The organism is Bacillus sp. K7, from assembly GCF_053903245.1.
This window is the reverse complement of record NZ_CP096406.1, coordinates 3090297-3108219: the sequence shown is the minus strand read 5'-3', so window position 1 is coordinate 3108219 and position 17923 is coordinate 3090297. Positions and strand designations below refer to the sequence as shown.

The following is a 17923-nucleotide window of genomic DNA, read 5'->3' as shown; positions in this document are numbered from 1 at the left end:
CTTTCTGGAAAATAGATGATAAAGAGAATCATTATCAAATGTGATTATACCATTGCAGGAGCCAGTTGGACACGGTATTTTTTACAATCATATGCTCATTTTGTTCAGAACGCTCTATTCCATTAGCAGAAAAATTGATATACTGGAACAATAATTGATAATCATTATCAGTATGAGAAAGGAAGTTCGGCTGTTGAGTCAAAGGAAAAATATACAGACGATATCAGAAGAAAACCAATGGACGTCCAGGTCTTTTGGCGCGGTCATTGTCCTTATTGCAGGAATAGCCTTACTATGTCTTGGCGCGCTTTTATCCATATCCCTCGGTGCGGCCGATATTCATTTGCGCACGGTGTGGGACGCCATTTTTCATTTTCAGCCGAAAGAGACCTCCCACCAAATCATACACGACCTTCGCCTGCCGAGAACGGCTGCCGCTGCGCTTGTCGGCGCTTTGTTAGCGGTGTCGGGCGCGATCATGCAGGGGATGACGAGAAACCCTTTGGCAGAACCTTCAATTATGGGCGTGACATCAGGCTCTGCGTTTGCCGTTTCGATTGCATTTGCTTTTTTTCCCGGACTTTCTATGATGGGGCTTGTGCTATGGTCCTTTGCAGGAGCGGGGCTCGGGGCATCTACGGTAATGGGGATTGGCATGTTTTCAAGGGGCGGACTTACGCCGGTAAAGCTTGCGCTGGCAGGATCAGCAGTTTCTTATTTTTTTACAGGCATTTCAACCGCCGTTGCCATCCGCTTTGATGTCGCTCAAGATATCAGTTTTTGGTATGCTGGCGGGGTAGCGGGCGTGAAATGGTCAGGTGTCCATCTTTTGCTTCTCGCGGGGGCGGCCGGTTTAACGCTGGCGTTTATCATCGCCCGGTCTGTGACAGTGTTAAGTCTCGGTGACGAGCTGGCGAAAGGGCTTGGACAATATACATCGGCGGTGAAGGTGGTTGGCATGCTTGTCGTTGTGATTTTGACGGGAGCCGCTGTTTCTATTGCCGGCACCATCGCATTCATCGGGCTGATTATACCGCATATTACCCGCTTTTTGGTCGGTGTGGATTATCGATGGATCATTCCTTGTTCGGCGGTGCTTGGCGCCGTATTGCTCGTGTTTGCTGACATTGCGGCAAGACTTGTAAACGCGCCCTTTGAAACACCTGTCGGCGCGCTGACCTCTCTCATCGGCGTTCCCTTTTTCTTTTACTTGGCACGTCGGGAAAGGAGAGGGCTGTAATGAAAACGAAAAAACCGCTCGTTGTGATGGCTGTGACCTTTCTGCTGATCGTAATGGTCTTTTTTATCAGCTTGATTTTGGGTGTCATCAAAATTGCACCGCTTAAAACGCTCCAAGTTTTTTTCGGCCAAGGAACGGCGCGTGATGAACTTGTCTTATTTGAGTTCAGGCTGCCGCGGATCATCCTTTCATTGCTCGTTGGGGCAGGAATCGCTGTTGCCGGGGCCATTTTGCAAAGCGTATCTCAAAATGATCTGGCTGAGCCCGGCATTCTCGGCATTAACGCCGGCGGCTCGCTTGCTGTTGTGCTTTTTATATACTTTTTTCAAGAATCAGCTTCAAATCTCAGCTTTTTCGGAATATTTATGCTTCCGTTCAGTGCTTTGGCGGGCGCATTCCTCGCCGCGTTTCTCATTTATCTTCTGGCTTGGAAAAAAGGTGTGACACCGATTCGGCTGATTTTAGTCGGTATTGGCGTGAATGCCGGATTTAATGCTTTGCTGCTGATTTTTCAGCTCAAGATGGACCCTCATGATTTTATGCAAGCCGCGGTTTGGATTTCCGGCTCGATCTGGGGGGCGAACTGGAATATGATCTGGGCGATTCTTCCTTGGATTGTGATCTTGCTTCCGTTTACTTTATATAAGGCACGCTATTTGAACATTTTGCAGCTCGGAGATCAATTAGCGACCGGACTGGGCACTGCTGTTGAAAGGGAAAGACGGATTCTCCTTCTGGCAGCGGTCACTCTTGCCGCTTCATGCGTGGCAGCAGCAGGGGGGATCGCGTTTCTCGGATTGATCGCGCCCCACGTGGCGAGAAGGCTTACCGGTCCCCGTCACCAGACGCTGATACCGGTCTCCGCCTTCATCGGCGCATTTCTGTTTTTGCTCGCTGACACGCTGGCGAGAAATGTATTGGCACCGTCAGAAATTCCGGTCGGCCTTGTTATCTCCGTGTTAGGCGCGCCTTATTTTATTTATTTATTGATGAAAACGAATTAGAGGAGGGGGCCGAATATGAATTCATTAACAACGGAACAGCTTGGAATTGGTTATGGTGACAGGGTGATTGTAGAAGATTTAAATATATCGGTTCCTAAAGGGAAAATCACTACCTTAATCGGCCCGAACGGCTGCGGGAAATCAACGATATTAAAAACAATGTCCAGAATTATGCGTTCACATACAGGTGCCGTCTATTTAAACGGTAAAGCGATTCATAAAATGCCTACAAAGGACATTGCGAAAGATATGGCGATTCTGCCGCAGACACCTGAAGCGCCAAGCGGTTTAACGGTGTATGAATTGGTGTCGTACGGCAGGTTTCCGCATCAATCAGGATTTGGCCGATTACATGATGAAGATCGCCGGATCATCAAATGGGCGCTAGAAGAAACAGGAATGGCTGAATACGCTGAACGGCCGATTGAGGCCCTGTCAGGCGGACAGCGTCAGCGCGTCTGGATTGCCATGGCGCTTGCGCAAGGGACGGAACTGTTGCTGTTGGATGAACCGACAACGTATCTTGATCTCGCACACCAGCTAGAAATTCTTCAGCTGCTTGACAGACTCAACAAAGAACAGGGACGGACGATTCTAATGGTCATTCATGACCTGAACCACGCAGCCCGTTTTTCTCATTATATGATCGCGCTCAAAAAAGGCGCGGTCATCAAGGAAGGCACAGCACTGGAGGTCATGACACCGGACATTTTGAAGCAGGTATTTCAAATTGATGCTGAAATCGTCACTGATCCCCGCACCAATAAACCTGTATGCTTGACCTATGATCTGATTAAAAAGGAAAAAACACTTGTTTCTGTGTAAGAAAACTCCCGGTTCAGAGCCGGGAGTTTTTATTTTCGGCCCTGAAAATACAATTTCACCATTTGATTGCTTCATTTTAATAAAAAGATTGCAAGTCTTTTTGAATTAATAGATAATATTGGTTAGAATGTTTCGAAAATATTACATAGTTTACAGAAAGAGGAGATCGTTGTGTCCAAGAAGAAAAAATGGCTTATTACCGGTGCGATATGTGCCGGTGTGCTTGTATTGGCAGGGATCGGCGCCGGCGGTGTTTACGTTTTTACCCACATGAACCAAATTGCCGTATCATCGGAACCCTATGCTGAATCGGTAGCGGTATACATGGGAGGAGACTCAGAATCAGGCCAAACCTTCTCGGGAAAGGTTGAACCTGAGAAACAGCAGAAAGTCTATATCGATTCAGAAAAAGGCAGCATTAAAAAAACATACGTCAAAGAAGGCGATCAGGTCAAAAAGGGCGATAAACTTTTTGAGTATGAGGGCGAGGATCACTCTGACGAAGTGGAGCAAGCCAATTTGCAAATCGAAATGACTAACCTGCAAATCAGCCGTTTGCAAAAATCAATAACGGAAACGGAAAAACAGCTGAAAACAGCCGGAAAAGAAGAGAAATCACAGCTGCAAGATGAGCTTGACCAGGCCAACTTCGATTTAAAAACAAGCCAGCTTGAGTTGAAGCAGCATCAAAAAGAGCTGTCAGCCCTTACGAAAAACAAAGGCTCCAATGTCATAACAAGCAAGCATGACGGGATCGTTCAAAGCGTCAATCAGGATATTGCTGACGGGGCAACGGGCGATCAGGCAGGAGGACCGTATATCCAGATTGTTTCCACGGGCAAATATCTAGTCAAAAGCCAAATCAACGAGCTGTTAATGGACACAATGAAAAAAGGCAGCAAAGTCAAAGTCACGCTGAAAACAGGCGGTGAAGGCGAGTGGAAAGGAAAGGTCACCTCGATAGGCAAGCTTCCAGCGGGAACAGGCGAGGGTGAGGAAGAAAGTTATGCTGAAGAAGAAATGAACCCTCAATCCTCTAACTATCCGTTCACTATTTTATTAGACAGCCATAAAGGTCTCGAAGTCGGCTATCATGTCAACATCGAGGTGATGAGCGATGAGGCTGATGCGGACGCGATTAAACTGCCGTCCGACATGGTCATTCAGGATGACGGCGAACCGTACGTGTGGAAAGCGGATGAGAATCAGAAAGCGGTCAAGCAGCCTGTTGAAATCGGGGACACTGATGAAAATGACATGGTGGAGATTAAGAGCGGCCTGACGCCGGACGATTATGTGATCTATCCTGATCCCGCGGTCAAGGAAGGAAAGCAGGTTACAGTCAATGCTGACACTGAATAATATTTCAAAATCGTACAAGCTGGGAAAAGAAGAAGTTCCGATCTTGAAACATATTAATCTGACGGTCCAAGCCGGCGAGTTTCTGGCGATTATGGGGCCTTCGGGTTCTGGAAAGTCAACGTTAATGAATATCATCGGCTGTTTGGACAGGCCAACCTCGGGAACCTATACGCTTGACCAGATCGATATTTTGAAAGGGAAAGACGGTGCCTTAGCCGAAATCCGCAACGAATCAATCGGGTTTGTGTTTCAAACCTTTCATCTGCTGCCGCGTCTCACCGCGCTGCAAAATGTCGAGCTGCCGATGATCTACAATAAAGTGAAGAAAAAAGAGAGAAGGCAGAGAGCCTATGAAGCGCTGGAAAAGGTCGGACTAAAAAACAGGGTCTCCTACAAGCCTCCGAAGCTGTCAGGCGGGCAAAAGCAACGGGTGGCGATCGCGAGAGCCTTAGTCAATCAGCCGAGATTTATTTTGGCTGATGAACCGACCGGGGCGCTTGATACCAAATCAAGCGAACAAATTTTGGCGCTGTTTTCTGAATTGCATCAGGAAGGCAAGACCATTATTATGATTACCCACGACCCGGATGTTGCCAAAAAAGCTGACAGAACCGTTTTTATCAGAGACGGAGAATTGGTATTAGATGAGAGAGGGGATATCAGCCATGCTTGAGCATATTCGAATCTCCTTTCAATCCATTTTCTCTCATAAATTAAGATCCATTCTGACCATGCTCGGTGTCATTATCGGCATAGCGGCAATTATTGCGATTGTGTCGATGCTGAAGGGACAAAGCGAACAATTAAAGCAAAGCATGATCGGCATGGGAAATAACTCGATCAATGTTGTCTACCAGCCGTCAGGCGGAGAAGAGGAGGGCATCGGCTATCAGGTTTCGTACACGTCCGCGCCGCCTGTCACTGACGAAACAGTAAAGGCAATTAAATCTGATCCTATGGTCAAAGGATTATCCTTATATTACTTGTCTGAAGGTTCGAGCGTCTTTCATTTGACAAACGTTTCGTACCCCCAAGTGTACGGAGTTGACGGTGACTACTTTGATATGTTCCCAGTCCGTATAACCGAAGGGAGGAAGCTGGCGGAAAATGAATTGAACAGCACACGCCAAGTGGTGATGATCAATGAAGCCGCCAGAGATGAACTGTTTCCAGACGGAGACGCTCTGCATAAAAAGATTGAGATGAATGGTGTGCCGTTTAAGGTTGCCGGTGTTTTTACAGAAAAAAATCAGCAGGAAAGCATGTTTGAAGGTGATTACGCGAACCCGGTTTTGTACGTGCCGAAAAAGGTGTGGCCGCTCATCGAAGGATTTGACGCGCCGACACAGATCGCTGTGCAGGCCGATTCTTCTGAGCATATCCAAGAAGCCGGCGTGATGGCTGCTGATCTTTTAAACCAAGGGCTGTCAGATGCTGAGTTGGCAAAAGCAGAGTATAGTGTGATGGATCTTCAGGAGATCGCACAGGAAGTGGAGTCCTTTAATCAGTCATTTGCACTGCTGCTTGGCGGAATCGCCAGTATTTCACTATTGGTTGGCGGCATCGGCGTTATGAATATCATGCTCGTTTCCGTTACGGAGCGCACGAGGGAAATCGGAATTAAAAAAGCGCTCGGTGCTAAGCGGCGTGTGATTTTATTTCAATTTTTAACCGAGGCGGTCGTGCTGACAAGCATTGGCGGAATACTCGGTGTGCTGGCGGGCTTCGGCATCGCTAAGCTGCTGACGGTCGTTTTTCCAATGCCTTTTATCGTCTCCGTCCCGGCTGTGGTCGGAGCACTCATCTTTTCAATGGCAGTCGGCATTATTTTCGGCTTGCTTCCGTCCATCAAGGCATCGAAGCTTCAACCTGTAGACGCGCTACGCTATGAATAAAAAGAACGCATCCATTTGGAATGCGTTCTTTTTTTAGCTTGGAAGAGCTGAGTTGCATTTGTCTAAAATCAGAAAAACGGCTGCGACGATCATTTCTTCTGTAGTGGACAGCCAAATGTCGCTCATCAATTGGTCTGTCGTATGGGCAGTCATCCACAAAAACAGCAGCTGTACGATGCCGGCAAGAAGAATGAATAAGCGTTTGTCTGTCTTGAAAAATGTAAAGCTATGTATCATCAGGCGTTCCAATGGTTCTAAGAATAGGCCGAGGACAAGAAACAACACGGTAAAAAGCAGGACATGAGCCGCTGAGCGGCAGCTCGTTCCTGCTATCGAAAACAATATATAGATGACGGCAAAATAGGTCAACACCACTGCCGCCGCGGCCAAACAGTATTTTATAGAGAGCCGCAATAATCGTTTTGAAGACATTTGATGTTTCACGGGTTTATCTCCTTATAAAGGCCTGCAGAGAACTAACGCTCTCTGCAGGCTGGCAGTTTTTTATTTATTGTATTTCTTTTTCACAACCGGATGTTTTTCTTTTGAAAGGATATCGGTAAAGTCCTTGCCTAATTCAAGGTGCTGTTGAACAAGTGTCTCAGGAAGCATTGCAAGCCATTGGTTTAAAGATACATCGGCATAGTGGTCGTCTTTGAAGATCTCTAAAAAGACTAGCGGTTCATCTCCAGTGTTTTCAACGTAATGCCCCATTGCAAACGGAACATACCCGACATCACCGGCTTGGTAGTCAAACGTTCTCGCATGGCCGTCAGATGCAAAAACGGTCATTCTTGCTTGGCCGGAGATGTAGTATTGCCACTCGTGCGTATTCGGATGCCAATGCAGCTCGCGAATGGCACCGGGTTCCACCGTCACGAGCGCGGATGCGATCGTTTTAGACACTTTGAAGTTTGTTGAATCTGCAATGTATACTTTTCCTCCTTCTGATTCAATTGGCTTCTGTTCAAGAAGGCGGTAAGTAAACGGATAAGGCGCTTCACCGTTCGGCCCTTTTACAATGTCATCTTTTAAACTTCCTGGGACTGGTTCTTCAAATATATATTTCTCTTTGCCTGGCAAATTGGCAATCTCTTCTTGTGTGACGCCAAAGTTTGCAGCAATGACTTCTTTAGGCGTGTGGGCAAGCCAGTCTGTCAGCTGGAACGTGCTGTTTTCAGAGAATGAGCCATCGTCAAACACGAGCAGGAACTCGGCTCCTTCATCCAGTGCTTGAATGGAGTGCGGCAGGCCTGACGGGAAGTACCAAAGATCTCCTTCGCCTACATCATCAATAAAGCTGCGGCCCTGTTCATCCACAATGGTAACTCTTGCACGACCGTAAATCATATAAGCCCACTCGGCTTCTTTATGCCAATGCAGCTCGCGAATGGCACCTGGTTTCAGCCGCATATTGACAGAAGCAAGGTTTTCTGAAATCGGCAGCTCACGTACGGTAACTTCACGGGCATATCCGCCTTTTTCTAATCGGTTGTGAGTATCAGAGAATGAAAACTTCATATTGCTGACGGTGCCGTGATCGGTTTCCGGCGGAACAAGCATATCAGGATTTTGGCGGTCTCTTTCAATATTACGCGGGATTTTTACTGTTGCTCCTTTGTCTCCTCTGATTGGCTGCGGAATGTCGTTTTGTTTTTTCATGAATGTTTCCTCCTTAAAATTGAAATGTGATACTGAAAGAGAAGGTGAAAGGCCTTTCGTTTTCCCTTCTGTCTTGTTAAGTGAAAAAAAACAGTGAAAAGTCAACTTCGATTAAAAATTATTTTTTTGCTTTCTGATCTTTCAGTTCTGTCATCAGTTCGATAAGCTGATCGAACTTTTTCTCAAATCGGGTCAGCAGGTACATTGCAATCAGCGCAGGAAACCCTAGATTGCCAATCTGTTTTACGACTTCTTCTATAAAAACCTGATCCATGGAAAATACCTCCCTTCTTTTTTTGCAGTCATGTATGTAAGTGAAGGAAATCCATGAAAACGTAAACTGCGGCTGGCGTAATGAAGGCAAGCGCTAGTCAGAAAGTAGTAGTTTACTTTTTTTTGCTTTCTTTCATTTAATTTATAGGGAGGCGGTTTGATGGACTATCAAGGTCTTTTGCGATCAAAATGTAAGGAGATAATGAAGCATCCCATCGTGAAGCATTTTTTGAGCAATCCTCAGCATTACCGTTTGTTCAAAAACGTCATGGAAAGCCCGAACGAGAAAGATGCAAAATCATTGGACGAGCAATTCAAGCAATTTTATAAGGAAATCCGCATCGTTAAGTATATGAATTCAATGATTCGCATCTTTTCTATTGATTTTGATAAGCGGGTTCGTAAAAACCAAAAACGGTATCCGCTGACGGTCGATCATCCGGAAGTGGGGGAACGGCTTCCTTCTGAAACGGGAAGCGATGCGTTTGAAGCATTTTTAGACCGGCAGGATGATCTGAGCCAGCACGTCCAGGATTATCAGCTCTACCAAGCGATCCAGAAGCTGACTGACAAACAAAAAAGCGTGTTGACGAAAGTCTATCTTCACGGTGCTACGATGCAGGAGATTGCAGATTCGCTAGGGGAGTCCCGGCAAAACATCTCTAACATTCATAAAAAGGGGCTTGAGAATATCAGAAAGCAGCTAGCGGCGCAAAAAAAGGGGGAAAGTAAGCTGTGAACGGCCAGTTTGATCAAAAGAAACAAAAAGACGACATGTATGACATTGAACATCTGATTGCATGCTTTTCACCGATGATCAGAAAAAAACTCAGCAATACGTCCTTTCAAGAAAGAGAAGATTTAGAGCAAGAGCTGAGGATTAAGATGTTTGAAAAGGCTGATATGCTTTTGTGTCAGGACGTTCCGGGGTTTTGGGAGTTTATTTTGTATATGGTAGACGAGAACTCATAATCATTTATCATCTGAACATACGTAAAACGGGAACTGCCACGTTCCCGTTTTTTATTTGTCCTGCCAGGGCAAGACGACTCTATTCAAAAATGTACCAAAAATAATCGATATAATGATAAGATGAAAAAAACAGTGACAGAAAGGAACATAAAAGTGGAAAATGCATCAATTTTAATCGTAGACGATGAGAAAGCGATTGTGGATATGATCAAACGCGTTCTCGAAAAAGAAGGTTACCGAAATTTACTGGATGCGGCAAGCGCAGAGGAAGCGATTCCGGTTGTGAAGGCCAATAAGGTAGATTTGATCGTGCTGGATGTCATGATGGGCGGAATGTCCGGTTTTGAAGCCTGCACAATGATCAGAGAGTATTCAGAGGCTCCGATTTTTTTCCTGACGGCAAGATCATCCGACGCGGACAAATTGTCGGGCTTTGCGGTTGGGGCTGATGACTATATCACAAAACCATTTAATCCGCTGGAATTAGCGGCGCGGATCAGAGCGCATCTTAAGCGCACATATCAGTCGAAAGAAACGAATTCAAACCAAACCTATACATATGATTATTTTACATTTTCTCCGCAAAATGCCGAGCTGATTGTAGGCGGTGCAGCCGTCGCTTGTTCAGCCCAGCTTTTGCAGCTTTTGCAGTATTTTTGTGAACACCCTAATGTGGTGCTTTCGAAGGATCAAATTTATGAAAAAGTGTGGGGTTACCCTTCCTACGGCGACAACAACACCGTCATGGTTCATATCCGCAAGCTCAGGGAAAAAATTGAGCGTGATCCGAGCAATCCGGAGTATATTGTAACGGTTCGCGGTCTCGGATACCGTTTTATCCCGAATCCTGAAGGCAAGCGGTCATGAGGTTAAGATGGAAGTTTTTGTTCCATTTTTTCGGGCAGATGCTGATTGTAATCCTGCTGCTCACGGTTATGCTGGTTGCTTCGTTTTTCTACTTAGATTCGCGATTTAGCGACGCGGAATCCAATTCAGGACTGACGAAGGCAACGACCGACACACTCGAGGCATATCTCGATGTAAATGAAGACGGGACATGGGAAGTCGATAATTTTCTGAAGAAATCTGTCGATAAACAGGACGGCTGGATGCAAATCATTGATTCCAAAGGAAAGACCGTTTATTCCTACAGTGTGCCGAAAGACGTGCCCAAAACCCATGCCAAGAAAGAGCTTTTATCGATTTATAAAACCAAAAAGTTCAATCAGTATAAGGTGAATTATTGGGCCATCAATATTGAAGACAAGTCCTATCTTTTATTATCGGGCTGGAAACTAAAAAGCGAACAGCTGCTGACTTCCATTGGAAAGCGTGAACAAGAAATAGACGCTCCAGCACATTATCAATCAAGTACCATCGACTATATCAAGAAGGAAAAAGGCGCCATTTACCTATTGGACAGCAATGGAAACATTCTGGACAGCGTCAACGGCACAAAAAGCGAAAGAAAAATGATGAACCAGCTGGAGCTGCTCAAATACAGCTCTAAACCATGGAACTATAAGCGGGAAATTTCCGTTAAGATCCTCGATAAAGACAGATGGATGGTCGCTACGGTGCCAAACCCTGTCTATGTCACCGATCAGGAGTTTAACAAATCATTTCTGAAGGTTGTTCTAAAGGCGATGTTCCTGATTATGGCTGTTCTGTTCCTGTATATCATTTGGATGACGGTTTGGTATATGTTCCGCTTCGGGCTGCCGATTTTTCACACCATTAAATGGCTGGTCAATCTATCAAAAGGAAAGCTCGAGGAGCCGAAAAACCGAAAAGGCCTTCCTGTCAGCAAAAACAAAAAGGGGAAAATCAAACAGCCGTACCGCTTCTTCGGTGAGATTTTTGAATCGATGGATCAGCTGACTGAAACGCTGAGACGGGATAAGCGAAATAGAGAAAAAATCCAGGCGACAAGAGAAGAATGGATTGCCGGTTTGTCGCACGATTTAAAAACGCCGCTCAGCAGCATTTACGGCTACAGCATGATGCTTGAATCTAAGCAATATGACTGGTCGCCGGAAGAAGTGAAAGAAATGGGACAGGTTGTCAGAGAAAAATCTGAATACATGTCCAAGCTGATTGAAGATTTAAATTTAACGTATCGGCTGAAAAATGATGCCCTTCCTATCAAGAGAAATCTGACAAGCCTGATCCCGTTTTTTAAAAATGTCATTGAAGATTTCAAGAAAAATCCGTTTTCTGAAGGGTATGATATCTCCTTTGTGTCCAAAGAAGAGCATATTGAATTTGCGCTGGATGAAGCGTGGTTCAGGCGTATATTAGAAAATCTCCTTGGGAATGCGGTAAAGCACAACGACAAAGGAACAGAGATTCAGGTTCTTCTCGAACAAACGAAAAATCATATTTCCTTGAAAGTGAAGGACAATGGGAAGGGAATGGATGAAGAAACGATCACCCATTTGTTTAACCGTTATTACAGGGGGACGAACACAAAAGATTCATCTGCCGGAACGGGCCTCGGACTCGCCATTGCCAAGGAGCTTGTCCATCTGCATAATGGGACGATTCATGTGAACAGCAGAATGAATATGGGAACGGTCATTACCATCCTTTTCGAAAAGCAATAAACATGTGGTTTGGCCGCCTCTTAGCCGGGAATAAGAATATATAGACTGAAGCTAAAGAGGTGTAAAACATGGATGCAGTATTGGAAGCAGACACTCGGGCAGTCATTGGTGAAGGCCCATTATGGGATGAAAAAAACGGACGTTTATATTGGGTTGATATCTTAGGGAGCGAGCTCCACATCTTCGACCCTGAAGAAAAAGTCAACCGGTCGATCAAGTTCAACTCCTTTGTGACGGCGCTTGCGAAATATTCAAAGGATGAACTGATGATGACGATGAAGGATGGGTTTTACCTATACCATCTTCAGGATGACAGCTTGAAGAAAATCAAACAGCCGAAGGACATGCATGAGAGCCTGCGTTTTAATGACGCGAAATGTGATCCGTATGGAAGGCTTTGGGCGGGGACGATGAGCATGGAAGGCGAACAAAAACAGGCCTCGCTATACCGATTGGATCCAAATGGCAGTCTTGTCAAAATCAAAGGCCAAGTCTCAACCTCGAACGGTTTGGATTGGGATCGCGAGCGGAATTTGATGTATTACATCGACACGCCGACGCAGGAGGTTGTGCGCTACAGCTACGACCCTGAAAGCGGAGATATCTCAAACCCAGAATCCGTCTATCGGTTTAATCAAACGGACGGATTGCCGGACGGCATGACAATCGACAAAAACGGCATGCTGTGGGTGGCACTGTTTGGCGGAAGCCGCGTTGTTCACATTGACCCGTTTCAGCAGAAAGAAATCGATTCAATCAGCGTGCCGGCCAAATACGTCACATGCTGCGCGTTCGGCGGCAGAGATTTAAAAACCCTTTACATCACAACGGCGACTGAACAAATGACAGAGACGGAAAGATACGAGCAGCCTCACGCGGGAGGACTTTTTTCAGCAAAACTGGAAACAGGCGGATACCAGCCGGTTTCCTTCGCTGGAGATGTATAAAAGAACGCATCCGAAACACGGATGCGTTTTTTGCATATTACAGAGAACGGATAATGCCGCCTTCTACACGCTGTGCCGTGCCGTTAATGGCGGATGCGGCGTCTGATGCGAGGAAGACGATTGTGTTGGCGACTTCATCTGCTGTCGCGTATCGCTGAATAAGAGAAGTCGGCTCATTGACGTTAAAATAGTCTTTGATGAATGTATCTGTATCCTGCCCGGCAGCTTGTGCGGCGCCTTCCATGTAGGATGCCACGCCCTCTGTCCAAGTAGGTCCCGGAAGCACTGAGTTGACCGTCACATTCGTGCCTTTTGTCATTTCAGCCATGCCTCTTGAAAGGCTGATCAGCGCCGTTTTTGTCATGGAGTAGGGAATCATTGTTGGAAGCGGTTTGACGCCTGCTTCACTTGCGATATTTAAAATGCGGCCGCTGTTTTTGGCAAGCATTTTTGGAAGGAAGTGGCGGCTTGTCCGCACCGCGCTCATCACATTCACTTCAAAATATTGATTCCACTCTTCATCTGTCACATCGGCAAAGTCTTTTACTTCGAAGAAACCAAGGTTGTTGACAAGGATATCGATATCACCGATTTCATTAACTTTTTCAATAAGTGCCGCTGCTTCATCTGTTTTTGACAAATCGGCAGCCGCCCCGTGCACCGTTCCGTATTCAGAAAGCTCTTCCACCGTTCGATTGACAGTCTCCTGTTTGCGTCCGTTGACAATCACTGCCGCACCCTCTTGCAGAAAGCTTTTTGCCGTTGCTTTCCCGATGCCGGAAGTCGAGCCGGTGATGAAGACGAGTTTGTCTTTTAGTTGTAAATCCATAAGAAATCATTCCTTTTAATAGATGATGGTATTAAGTATACAAGAATAAATTTAGTGTTTACGAGGATTTTGCTTTCATACACATAACGGGGGGAAAGTCATTCAGGACGCATATACAAGCCTGTCAGTCATATAGTATAATTACTCCGAAAAAAGGATACGAATGTCGAATGGGTGCCGGTCCGTGAACAACAGCCGGCTTAATAGGGAAACCGGTAAAAGCCGGTGCGGTCCCGCCACTGTAATTGGCCATACGCCAAGAGCCAGGATACCTGCCTGTTTGATCAGCACGAAGTCTGCGAGGACAGATGATGTGTAAACAATAGGTTTTTTTGTGTTGTTTACAGCATCTTTACCATCGTAGGGATGCTTTTTTTAGTTCACTTAGGAGGAAAGATCATGAAAAAACTAACTGGAATATGGACTGCGCTTCTGTTGGCTGCCGTTATGATGGCAGGCTGCGGGAATACGGCAGATCAGAAGGATTCCAAGGCAAAGCAACAGACAGAAGCGTTCCCTGTCACCATTGATGATGCGTCAAATCAAGATGTGACCATCAAAAAGGAGCCGGAAAAGATTGTTTCATTAATGCCGAGCAACACAGAAATCACATACGCTCTCGGTCTCGGTGAAAAAGTGGTCGGTGTCACCAAAAACGATACATATCCGAAAGAAGTCCAAAAGGTCGAGAAGGTCGGAGATATGAATGTAAACGTTGAGAAAGTCATTGCTCTTAAGCCGGATCTCGTTCTTGCCCACGAGTCTTCCATGTCAGCGTCAGCGGATGCCATCAAACAGCTGAAGGACGCGGGCATCACCGTGCTGACTGTCAATGATGCGCAATCATTTTCCGAGGTCTACAAATCAATCGAAATGATCGGAGAAGCTTCCGGGGCTGAGAAACAGGCCGATCAGCTCGTAAAAAGCATGAAATCGGATTTGCAGGATATTCAAGAAAAAGCGAAAACCATTTCAAAAGATGAGGAGAAAAGCGTATTTATCGAGGTTTCTCCTGCTCCCGACATTTACACAACAGGGAAAGACACGTTTATGCATGAAATGCTGAATGTCATCCATGCTAAAAACGCAGCGGCAGACCAAACAGGCTGGGTGCAAATGACAGACGAGGCGATCGTAAAACTCAATCCGGATGCTATCGTGACAACAGACGGAGTGGAAGTGAAAGCAGTGGAAAAACGTGATGGCTGGAGCGAAATCAATGCTGTGAAACATCATCGCGTGTATGATGTAGACCCTGATCTCGTGACACGTTCCGGTCCCCGTCTGATCGAAGGGGTCGAAGAACTTGCGGAAAGCATTTACCCGGATACGTTTAAGGAATAACCGTTTTGCCGCATATATCATCAGTTTTTCATTTTTAGCTGTGAGCATCATGTTAGGAATTTCTTGCGGCAGCCTGCAAATTCCTATTTCCGCTATCCTTCGTGTCTTGTGGCATGAAGGTTTCGGCGGCTCTATCGGCCCTGATGACCCGATGTACACCAATATTATGATGAATATCAGACTGCCGAGAGTTGTGCTGGCCGCCCTTGTGGGGGCGGCTCTTTCTATCGCGGGGGCTGCTTTTCAGGGGCTGTTGAAAAATCCGCTTGCCGACCCATACACGCTCGGTGTATCATCCGGTGCTTCAGTCGGAGCGGTTGTGACCCTGTTCTTCGGCTTGCAGCTTCCTGTCATCGGAGGGTTTACACTCCCGCTTGTGAGTGTAGCCTCGGCACTTGTCACGATGGCGGCGGTTCTTTCCTTCAGCCGCCTCGTTCATGCTTCGATGTCTGTTTCCACCCTCATTTTGACCGGTGTCATCATCAATTCTTTTTTGGGCGCGTTTATTTCTCTTATCATTGCCCTGACAGGAGACAACCTGCTGCCGATTGTGCATTGGCTGCTTGGCAGCGTTTCGATGAGGGGCTGGAGCTATGTTGTTCTGTTCCTCCCATTTTTTCTTTTGGGAACGATTTTACTGATCATAAACGGAAGGGAGCTGAACGTGATGACATATGGAGAAGACAAAGCAAAGCTTCTCGGAGTCAGCGTTCAGCAGAAAAAAATGCAGATTTTAATAGCCGGCTCTCTTTTGACGGGAAGCGCCGTGGCTGTATCTGGCACGATCGGATTTGTCGGTCTTGTCATTCCTCATATCACAAGGCTTTTGTGGGGAACGGACCATCGGCATTTACCGCCGCTGTCCGCCTTGCTCGGAGCTGGTTTTCTCGTTTTAGCCGATCTGCTTTCCAGAACGATCATTGAGCCGGTTGAACTGCCGATCGGGATCATTACGTCCCTGGCGGGGGCGCCTGTTTTTGCCCTTATTTTAATTCGGCAGCATCGCGGAGGGAAAAGCTTATGATGAGAGCAGAAAGGCTGTCGGGAGGATACGGAGACAGGCGGCTGATCAACAATGTCAGCTTAACAGTAGATCAGGGCGAATTTCTCGGTATTCTCGGCCCTAATGGAAGCGGTAAAACGACGCTTCTGCACTTGCTGACAGGCACGCTGCCGGCCAAGGAAGGCAGCGTTTATTTGGCTGGCAAACTGCTGTCGGCCTATAAACCAAAGGAACTGGCGCAAATTATGGCCGTCCTGCCGCAAAAAACGGATCAAGCCTTTACCTTTACCGTTCAAGAAACGGTAGCCTTTGGCAGATACCCATTCCAGACAGGGCTGTTCAAACAGCAGACTGAAAAAGATCAAGCCATTGTACAGGAAGCAATGGAGCAAACAGGAGTGGCCGCTTTTGCGCAACAATCGATTCGTGATCTAAGCGGAGGAGAACAGCAGCGGGTGTATTTGGCCCAAGCTTTGGCACAGCAGCCGCGTATTTTATTTCTGGACGAGCCGACAAATTTTCTCGATCTGGCTTATCAAAAAGACCTGCTGGATCTCATCAAACGCCTGACAAAAGAAAACGGATTGACGGCTGTCAGCGTTTTTCATGATTTGAACACCGCAAGCCTGTACTGTGATGAGCTCTTGTTTATGAAAAACGGTACAGCCGGACCTAAGCAAAAACCGGAATATGCTGTCACAGAACCTCACATCAAGGCGGTGTACGATACAGATGTCACCGCTTTGGTCCATCACAGTTCACCTACACCGATGATTGCGATTCAGCCTGAACAAGACAGGGTGCAGCAGTTGTCTATCCCATTTGAGGCTTTGCTGCAAGCGAGGCGCGATGCCGTTCTGGTGCAAACGGAAATTCCGCTTCGCACCCTGTCCTCCGCGCCTGTCGGTGGAGGGTTTTCATGGAGCAGAACGCTGATCCATAAACGGCTTCCCGTTCAGGCAGATCCTATCGGAGGGCTTACAGCCTTCCTAACGGAAAACGGTTTTCATCTGCCGGAAACCTGTGCGATGGCTTCTTCGGGAAGGCTTGACCGTTTGGTGTATCGAACGTATGAGGATGGGGAGTTATCCGTATTTATTTGCGTCATGACTGGCTTTTCGATCTGGATTTTGGTCAATGGCTATGCGGCAGATCAATTCTTCGTCAAAGCTCTTATGGCTGCTGAAGCAGAACGTGTAAAAGTGTTGGGAGACAGACGGGCAGAGGGGGATATTCTCATCGCTGCGACACAAACTCAGCAATTTAAAAACACAGATCAACTGCTGAATCAATTGATACAGGTCGGCATAGCAGAATGTGTAAAAGAAGCTTCAAAGCTGTTTGAATAAGTCTGTAAAGGAGACATAAGCATGAAATTATATACAAAAACAGGCGATCAGGGCCAAACAAGCTTAGTCGGAGGCAGAACCGGCAAGGACAGCCTACGTGTCGAGAGCTATGGCACGATCGACGAACTGAACAGCTTTGTCGGGCTTGCTTTGGCAGAGCTATCCGGACAGGCCGGCTTTGAGGATTTGACAGCCGAGCTGCTCACCATCCAGCATGAGCTGTTTGACTGCGGTGGCGATCTGGCAATCGTCACAGAAAGAAAAGACTATACATTAACGGAAGAATCCGTTTTCTATTTAGAAACGCGCATTGATGCCTATACTGCAGAAGCGCCGGAACTAAAGAAATTTATTCTCCCGGGCGGAACGAAGGGCGCTGCGCTTCTCCATACGGCGCGCACCATTACGAGGCGGGCGGAACGCCGAGTGGCGGCGCTGATGAAATCGGAGGAGATTCATGAAACAGTGCTGCGTTATCTCAATCGTCTTTCCGATTATTTCTTTGCGGCTGCACGGGTTGTGAATGTGAGAAGCGGCATAGCCGATGTGGAATATGAAAGAAGCGCTATTGTGTTTCGGGATCGAAACAGCAGCGAATCATAAAAAGAGAAA

At 46.6% G+C, this 17923-nt stretch carries 19 protein-coding genes and 1 riboswitch; of the genes, 15 read left to right on the top strand and 4 right to left on the bottom strand.

Annotated features, from left to right (window positions below; all coding sequences use genetic code 11):
- Nucleotides 1-193 precede the first annotated feature (193 nt).
- From M1D98_RS15955 to M1D98_RS15930, 6 genes are all read left to right on the top strand, one after another.
- Nucleotides 194-1240, top strand: a complete 1047-nt coding sequence (locus M1D98_RS15955) for a FecCD family ABC transporter permease (protein ID WP_456279719.1) — start codon at nucleotides 194-196, stop codon at nucleotides 1238-1240.
- Complete coding sequence (locus M1D98_RS15950; RefSeq protein WP_456279718.1) at nucleotides 1240-2244, top strand: FecCD family ABC transporter permease; 1005 nt, start codon at nucleotides 1240-1242, stop codon at nucleotides 2242-2244. Before M1D98_RS15955 ends, M1D98_RS15950 begins: the two co-directional genes overlap by 1 nt.
- A 15-nt stretch (nucleotides 2245-2259) precedes the next feature.
- On the top strand, nucleotides 2260-3069 hold the full coding sequence (locus tag M1D98_RS15945) for an ABC transporter ATP-binding protein (RefSeq protein ID WP_268550924.1): 810 nt from the start codon (nucleotides 2260-2262) through the stop codon (nucleotides 3067-3069).
- A 171-nt stretch (nucleotides 3070-3240) separates the two neighbouring features.
- Nucleotides 3241-4431 (top strand): efflux RND transporter periplasmic adaptor subunit, encoded by a 1191-nt coding sequence (locus tag M1D98_RS15940; protein ID WP_010330064.1) that lies wholly within the window; start codon nucleotides 3241-3243, stop codon nucleotides 4429-4431.
- Nucleotides 4415-5104, top strand: coding sequence for an ABC transporter ATP-binding protein (locus M1D98_RS15935; RefSeq protein WP_121643268.1), 690 nt, complete (start codon nucleotides 4415-4417; stop codon nucleotides 5102-5104). Before M1D98_RS15940 ends, M1D98_RS15935 begins: the two co-directional genes overlap by 17 nt.
- Entirely contained in the window at nucleotides 5097-6326 is a 1230-nt protein-coding gene (locus M1D98_RS15930) for an ABC transporter permease (RefSeq protein ID WP_268559712.1), read from the top strand. The genes M1D98_RS15935 and M1D98_RS15930 overlap by 8 nt, the downstream gene beginning before the upstream one ends.
- Before the next feature lie 33 nt (nucleotides 6327-6359).
- Here M1D98_RS15930 and M1D98_RS15925 read toward each other — a convergent pair whose 3' ends face one another.
- From M1D98_RS15925 to M1D98_RS15915, 3 genes are all read right to left on the bottom strand, one after another.
- Entirely contained in the window at nucleotides 6360-6770 is a 411-nt protein-coding gene (locus M1D98_RS15925) for a regulatory YrvL family protein (protein ID WP_010330061.1), read from the bottom strand.
- Between the two features lie 60 nt (nucleotides 6771-6830).
- A complete protein-coding gene (gene oxdC, locus M1D98_RS15920; protein ID WP_121643266.1) occupies nucleotides 6831-7988 on the bottom strand; it encodes an oxalate decarboxylase in 1158 nt (385 codons plus the stop codon).
- A gap of 118 nt (nucleotides 7989-8106) precedes the next feature.
- Nucleotides 8107-8262 (bottom strand): YvrJ family protein, encoded by a 156-nt coding sequence (locus tag M1D98_RS15915; RefSeq protein WP_010330059.1) that lies wholly within the window; start codon nucleotides 8260-8262, stop codon nucleotides 8107-8109.
- Nucleotides 8263-8463: 201 nt separating this feature from the next.
- Here M1D98_RS15915 and sigO point away from each other — a divergent pair, with 201 nt between their 5' ends.
- From sigO to M1D98_RS15890, 5 genes are all read left to right on the top strand, one after another.
- Nucleotides 8464-9000: an RNA polymerase sigma factor SigO gene (sigO, locus tag M1D98_RS15910; RefSeq protein ID WP_082246362.1), complete on the top strand. Its 537-nt coding sequence runs from the start codon at nucleotides 8464-8466 to the stop codon at nucleotides 8998-9000.
- Complete coding sequence (rsoA, locus tag M1D98_RS15905) at nucleotides 8997-9233, top strand: sigma-O factor regulator RsoA (protein ID WP_010330057.1); 237 nt, start codon at nucleotides 8997-8999, stop codon at nucleotides 9231-9233. Before sigO ends, rsoA begins: the two co-directional genes overlap by 4 nt.
- A 153-nt stretch (nucleotides 9234-9386) precedes the next feature.
- Nucleotides 9387-10100 carry a two-component system response regulator YvrH gene (yvrH, locus tag M1D98_RS15900; protein WP_082022705.1) on the top strand — a complete coding sequence of 238 codons (714 nt, stop codon included), beginning with the start codon at nucleotides 9387-9389 and terminating at the stop codon, nucleotides 10098-10100.
- Nucleotides 10097-11839 carry an ATP-binding response regulator gene (locus tag M1D98_RS15895; RefSeq protein ID WP_121643265.1) on the top strand — a complete coding sequence of 581 codons (1743 nt, stop codon included), beginning with the start codon at nucleotides 10097-10099 and terminating at the stop codon, nucleotides 11837-11839. The genes yvrH and M1D98_RS15895 overlap by 4 nt, the downstream gene beginning before the upstream one ends.
- A 68-nt stretch (nucleotides 11840-11907) precedes the next feature.
- The gene (locus tag M1D98_RS15890; RefSeq protein ID WP_456279717.1) at nucleotides 11908-12786 is read left to right on the top strand and encodes an SMP-30/gluconolactonase/LRE family protein; all 879 of its coding nucleotides are present in this window, start codon (nucleotides 11908-11910) and stop codon (nucleotides 12784-12786) included.
- 37 nt (nucleotides 12787-12823) lie between these two features.
- Here M1D98_RS15890 and M1D98_RS15885 read toward each other — a convergent pair whose 3' ends face one another.
- The gene (locus M1D98_RS15885; RefSeq protein ID WP_456279716.1) at nucleotides 12824-13615 is read right to left on the bottom strand and encodes an SDR family NAD(P)-dependent oxidoreductase; all 792 of its coding nucleotides are present in this window, start codon (nucleotides 13613-13615) and stop codon (nucleotides 12824-12826) included.
- Between the two features lie 155 nt (nucleotides 13616-13770).
- A riboswitch (cobalamin riboswitch) is annotated at nucleotides 13771-13909 on the top strand.
- Between the two features lie 105 nt (nucleotides 13910-14014).
- Between M1D98_RS15885 and M1D98_RS15880 the strand changes: the two genes are divergently transcribed.
- Genes M1D98_RS15880 through M1D98_RS15865 form a run of 4 tightly spaced genes read left to right on the top strand, consistent with a single transcriptional unit; the run spans nucleotide 14015 to nucleotide 17914 of the window.
- Entirely contained in the window at nucleotides 14015-14959 is a 945-nt protein-coding gene (locus tag M1D98_RS15880; RefSeq protein ID WP_456279715.1) for an ABC transporter substrate-binding protein, read from the top strand.
- Nucleotides 14922-15983, top strand: a complete 1062-nt coding sequence (locus M1D98_RS15875; protein WP_456279714.1) for a FecCD family ABC transporter permease — start codon at nucleotides 14922-14924, stop codon at nucleotides 15981-15983. Before M1D98_RS15880 ends, M1D98_RS15875 begins: the two co-directional genes overlap by 38 nt.
- A complete protein-coding gene (locus M1D98_RS15870; protein ID WP_082246361.1) occupies nucleotides 15983-17311 on the top strand; it encodes an ABC transporter ATP-binding protein in 1329 nt (442 codons plus the stop codon). The genes M1D98_RS15875 and M1D98_RS15870 overlap by 1 nt, the downstream gene beginning before the upstream one ends.
- A 21-nt stretch (nucleotides 17312-17332) precedes the next feature.
- On the top strand, nucleotides 17333-17914 hold the full coding sequence (locus M1D98_RS15865; protein WP_010330047.1) for a cob(I)yrinic acid a,c-diamide adenosyltransferase: 582 nt from the start codon (nucleotides 17333-17335) through the stop codon (nucleotides 17912-17914).
- Nucleotides 17915-17923 lie beyond the last annotated feature (9 nt).

Excerpts from the sequence above, each read along its gene's own strand:
- M1D98_RS15945 (WP_268550924.1), top strand. The coding sequence starts at position 2,260 with ATGAATTCATTAACAACGGAACAGCTTGGAATTGGTTATGGTGACAGG.
- M1D98_RS15890 (WP_456279717.1), top strand. The coding sequence starts at position 11,908 with ATGGATGCAGTATTGGAAGCAGACACTCGGGCAGTCATTGGTGAAGGC.
- oxdC (WP_121643266.1), bottom strand. The coding sequence starts at position 7,988 with ATGAAAAAACAAAACGACATTCCGCAGCCAATCAGAGGAGACAAAGGA.
- M1D98_RS15915 (WP_010330059.1), bottom strand. The coding sequence starts at position 8,262 with ATGGATCAGGTTTTTATAGAAGAAGTCGTAAAACAGATTGGCAATCTA.
- M1D98_RS15885 (WP_456279716.1), bottom strand. The coding sequence starts at position 13,615 with ATGGATTTACAACTAAAAGACAAACTCGTCTTCATCACCGGCTCGACT.
- M1D98_RS15880 (WP_456279715.1), top strand. The coding sequence starts at position 14,015 with ATGAAAAAACTAACTGGAATATGGACTGCGCTTCTGTTGGCTGCCGTT.
- M1D98_RS15935 (WP_121643268.1), top strand. The coding sequence starts at position 4,415 with ATGCTGACACTGAATAATATTTCAAAATCGTACAAGCTGGGAAAAGAA.
- M1D98_RS15930 (WP_268559712.1), top strand. The coding sequence starts at position 5,097 with ATGCTTGAGCATATTCGAATCTCCTTTCAATCCATTTTCTCTCATAAA.
- M1D98_RS15865 (WP_010330047.1), top strand. The coding sequence starts at position 17,333 with ATGAAATTATATACAAAAACAGGCGATCAGGGCCAAACAAGCTTAGTC.
- sigO (WP_082246362.1), top strand. The coding sequence starts at position 8,464 with ATGAAGCATCCCATCGTGAAGCATTTTTTGAGCAATCCTCAGCATTAC.
- M1D98_RS15895 (WP_121643265.1), top strand. The coding sequence starts at position 10,097 with ATGAGGTTAAGATGGAAGTTTTTGTTCCATTTTTTCGGGCAGATGCTG.
- M1D98_RS15950 (WP_456279718.1), top strand. The coding sequence starts at position 1,240 with ATGAAAACGAAAAAACCGCTCGTTGTGATGGCTGTGACCTTTCTGCTG.
- M1D98_RS15870 (WP_082246361.1), top strand. The coding sequence starts at position 15,983 with ATGAGAGCAGAAAGGCTGTCGGGAGGATACGGAGACAGGCGGCTGATC.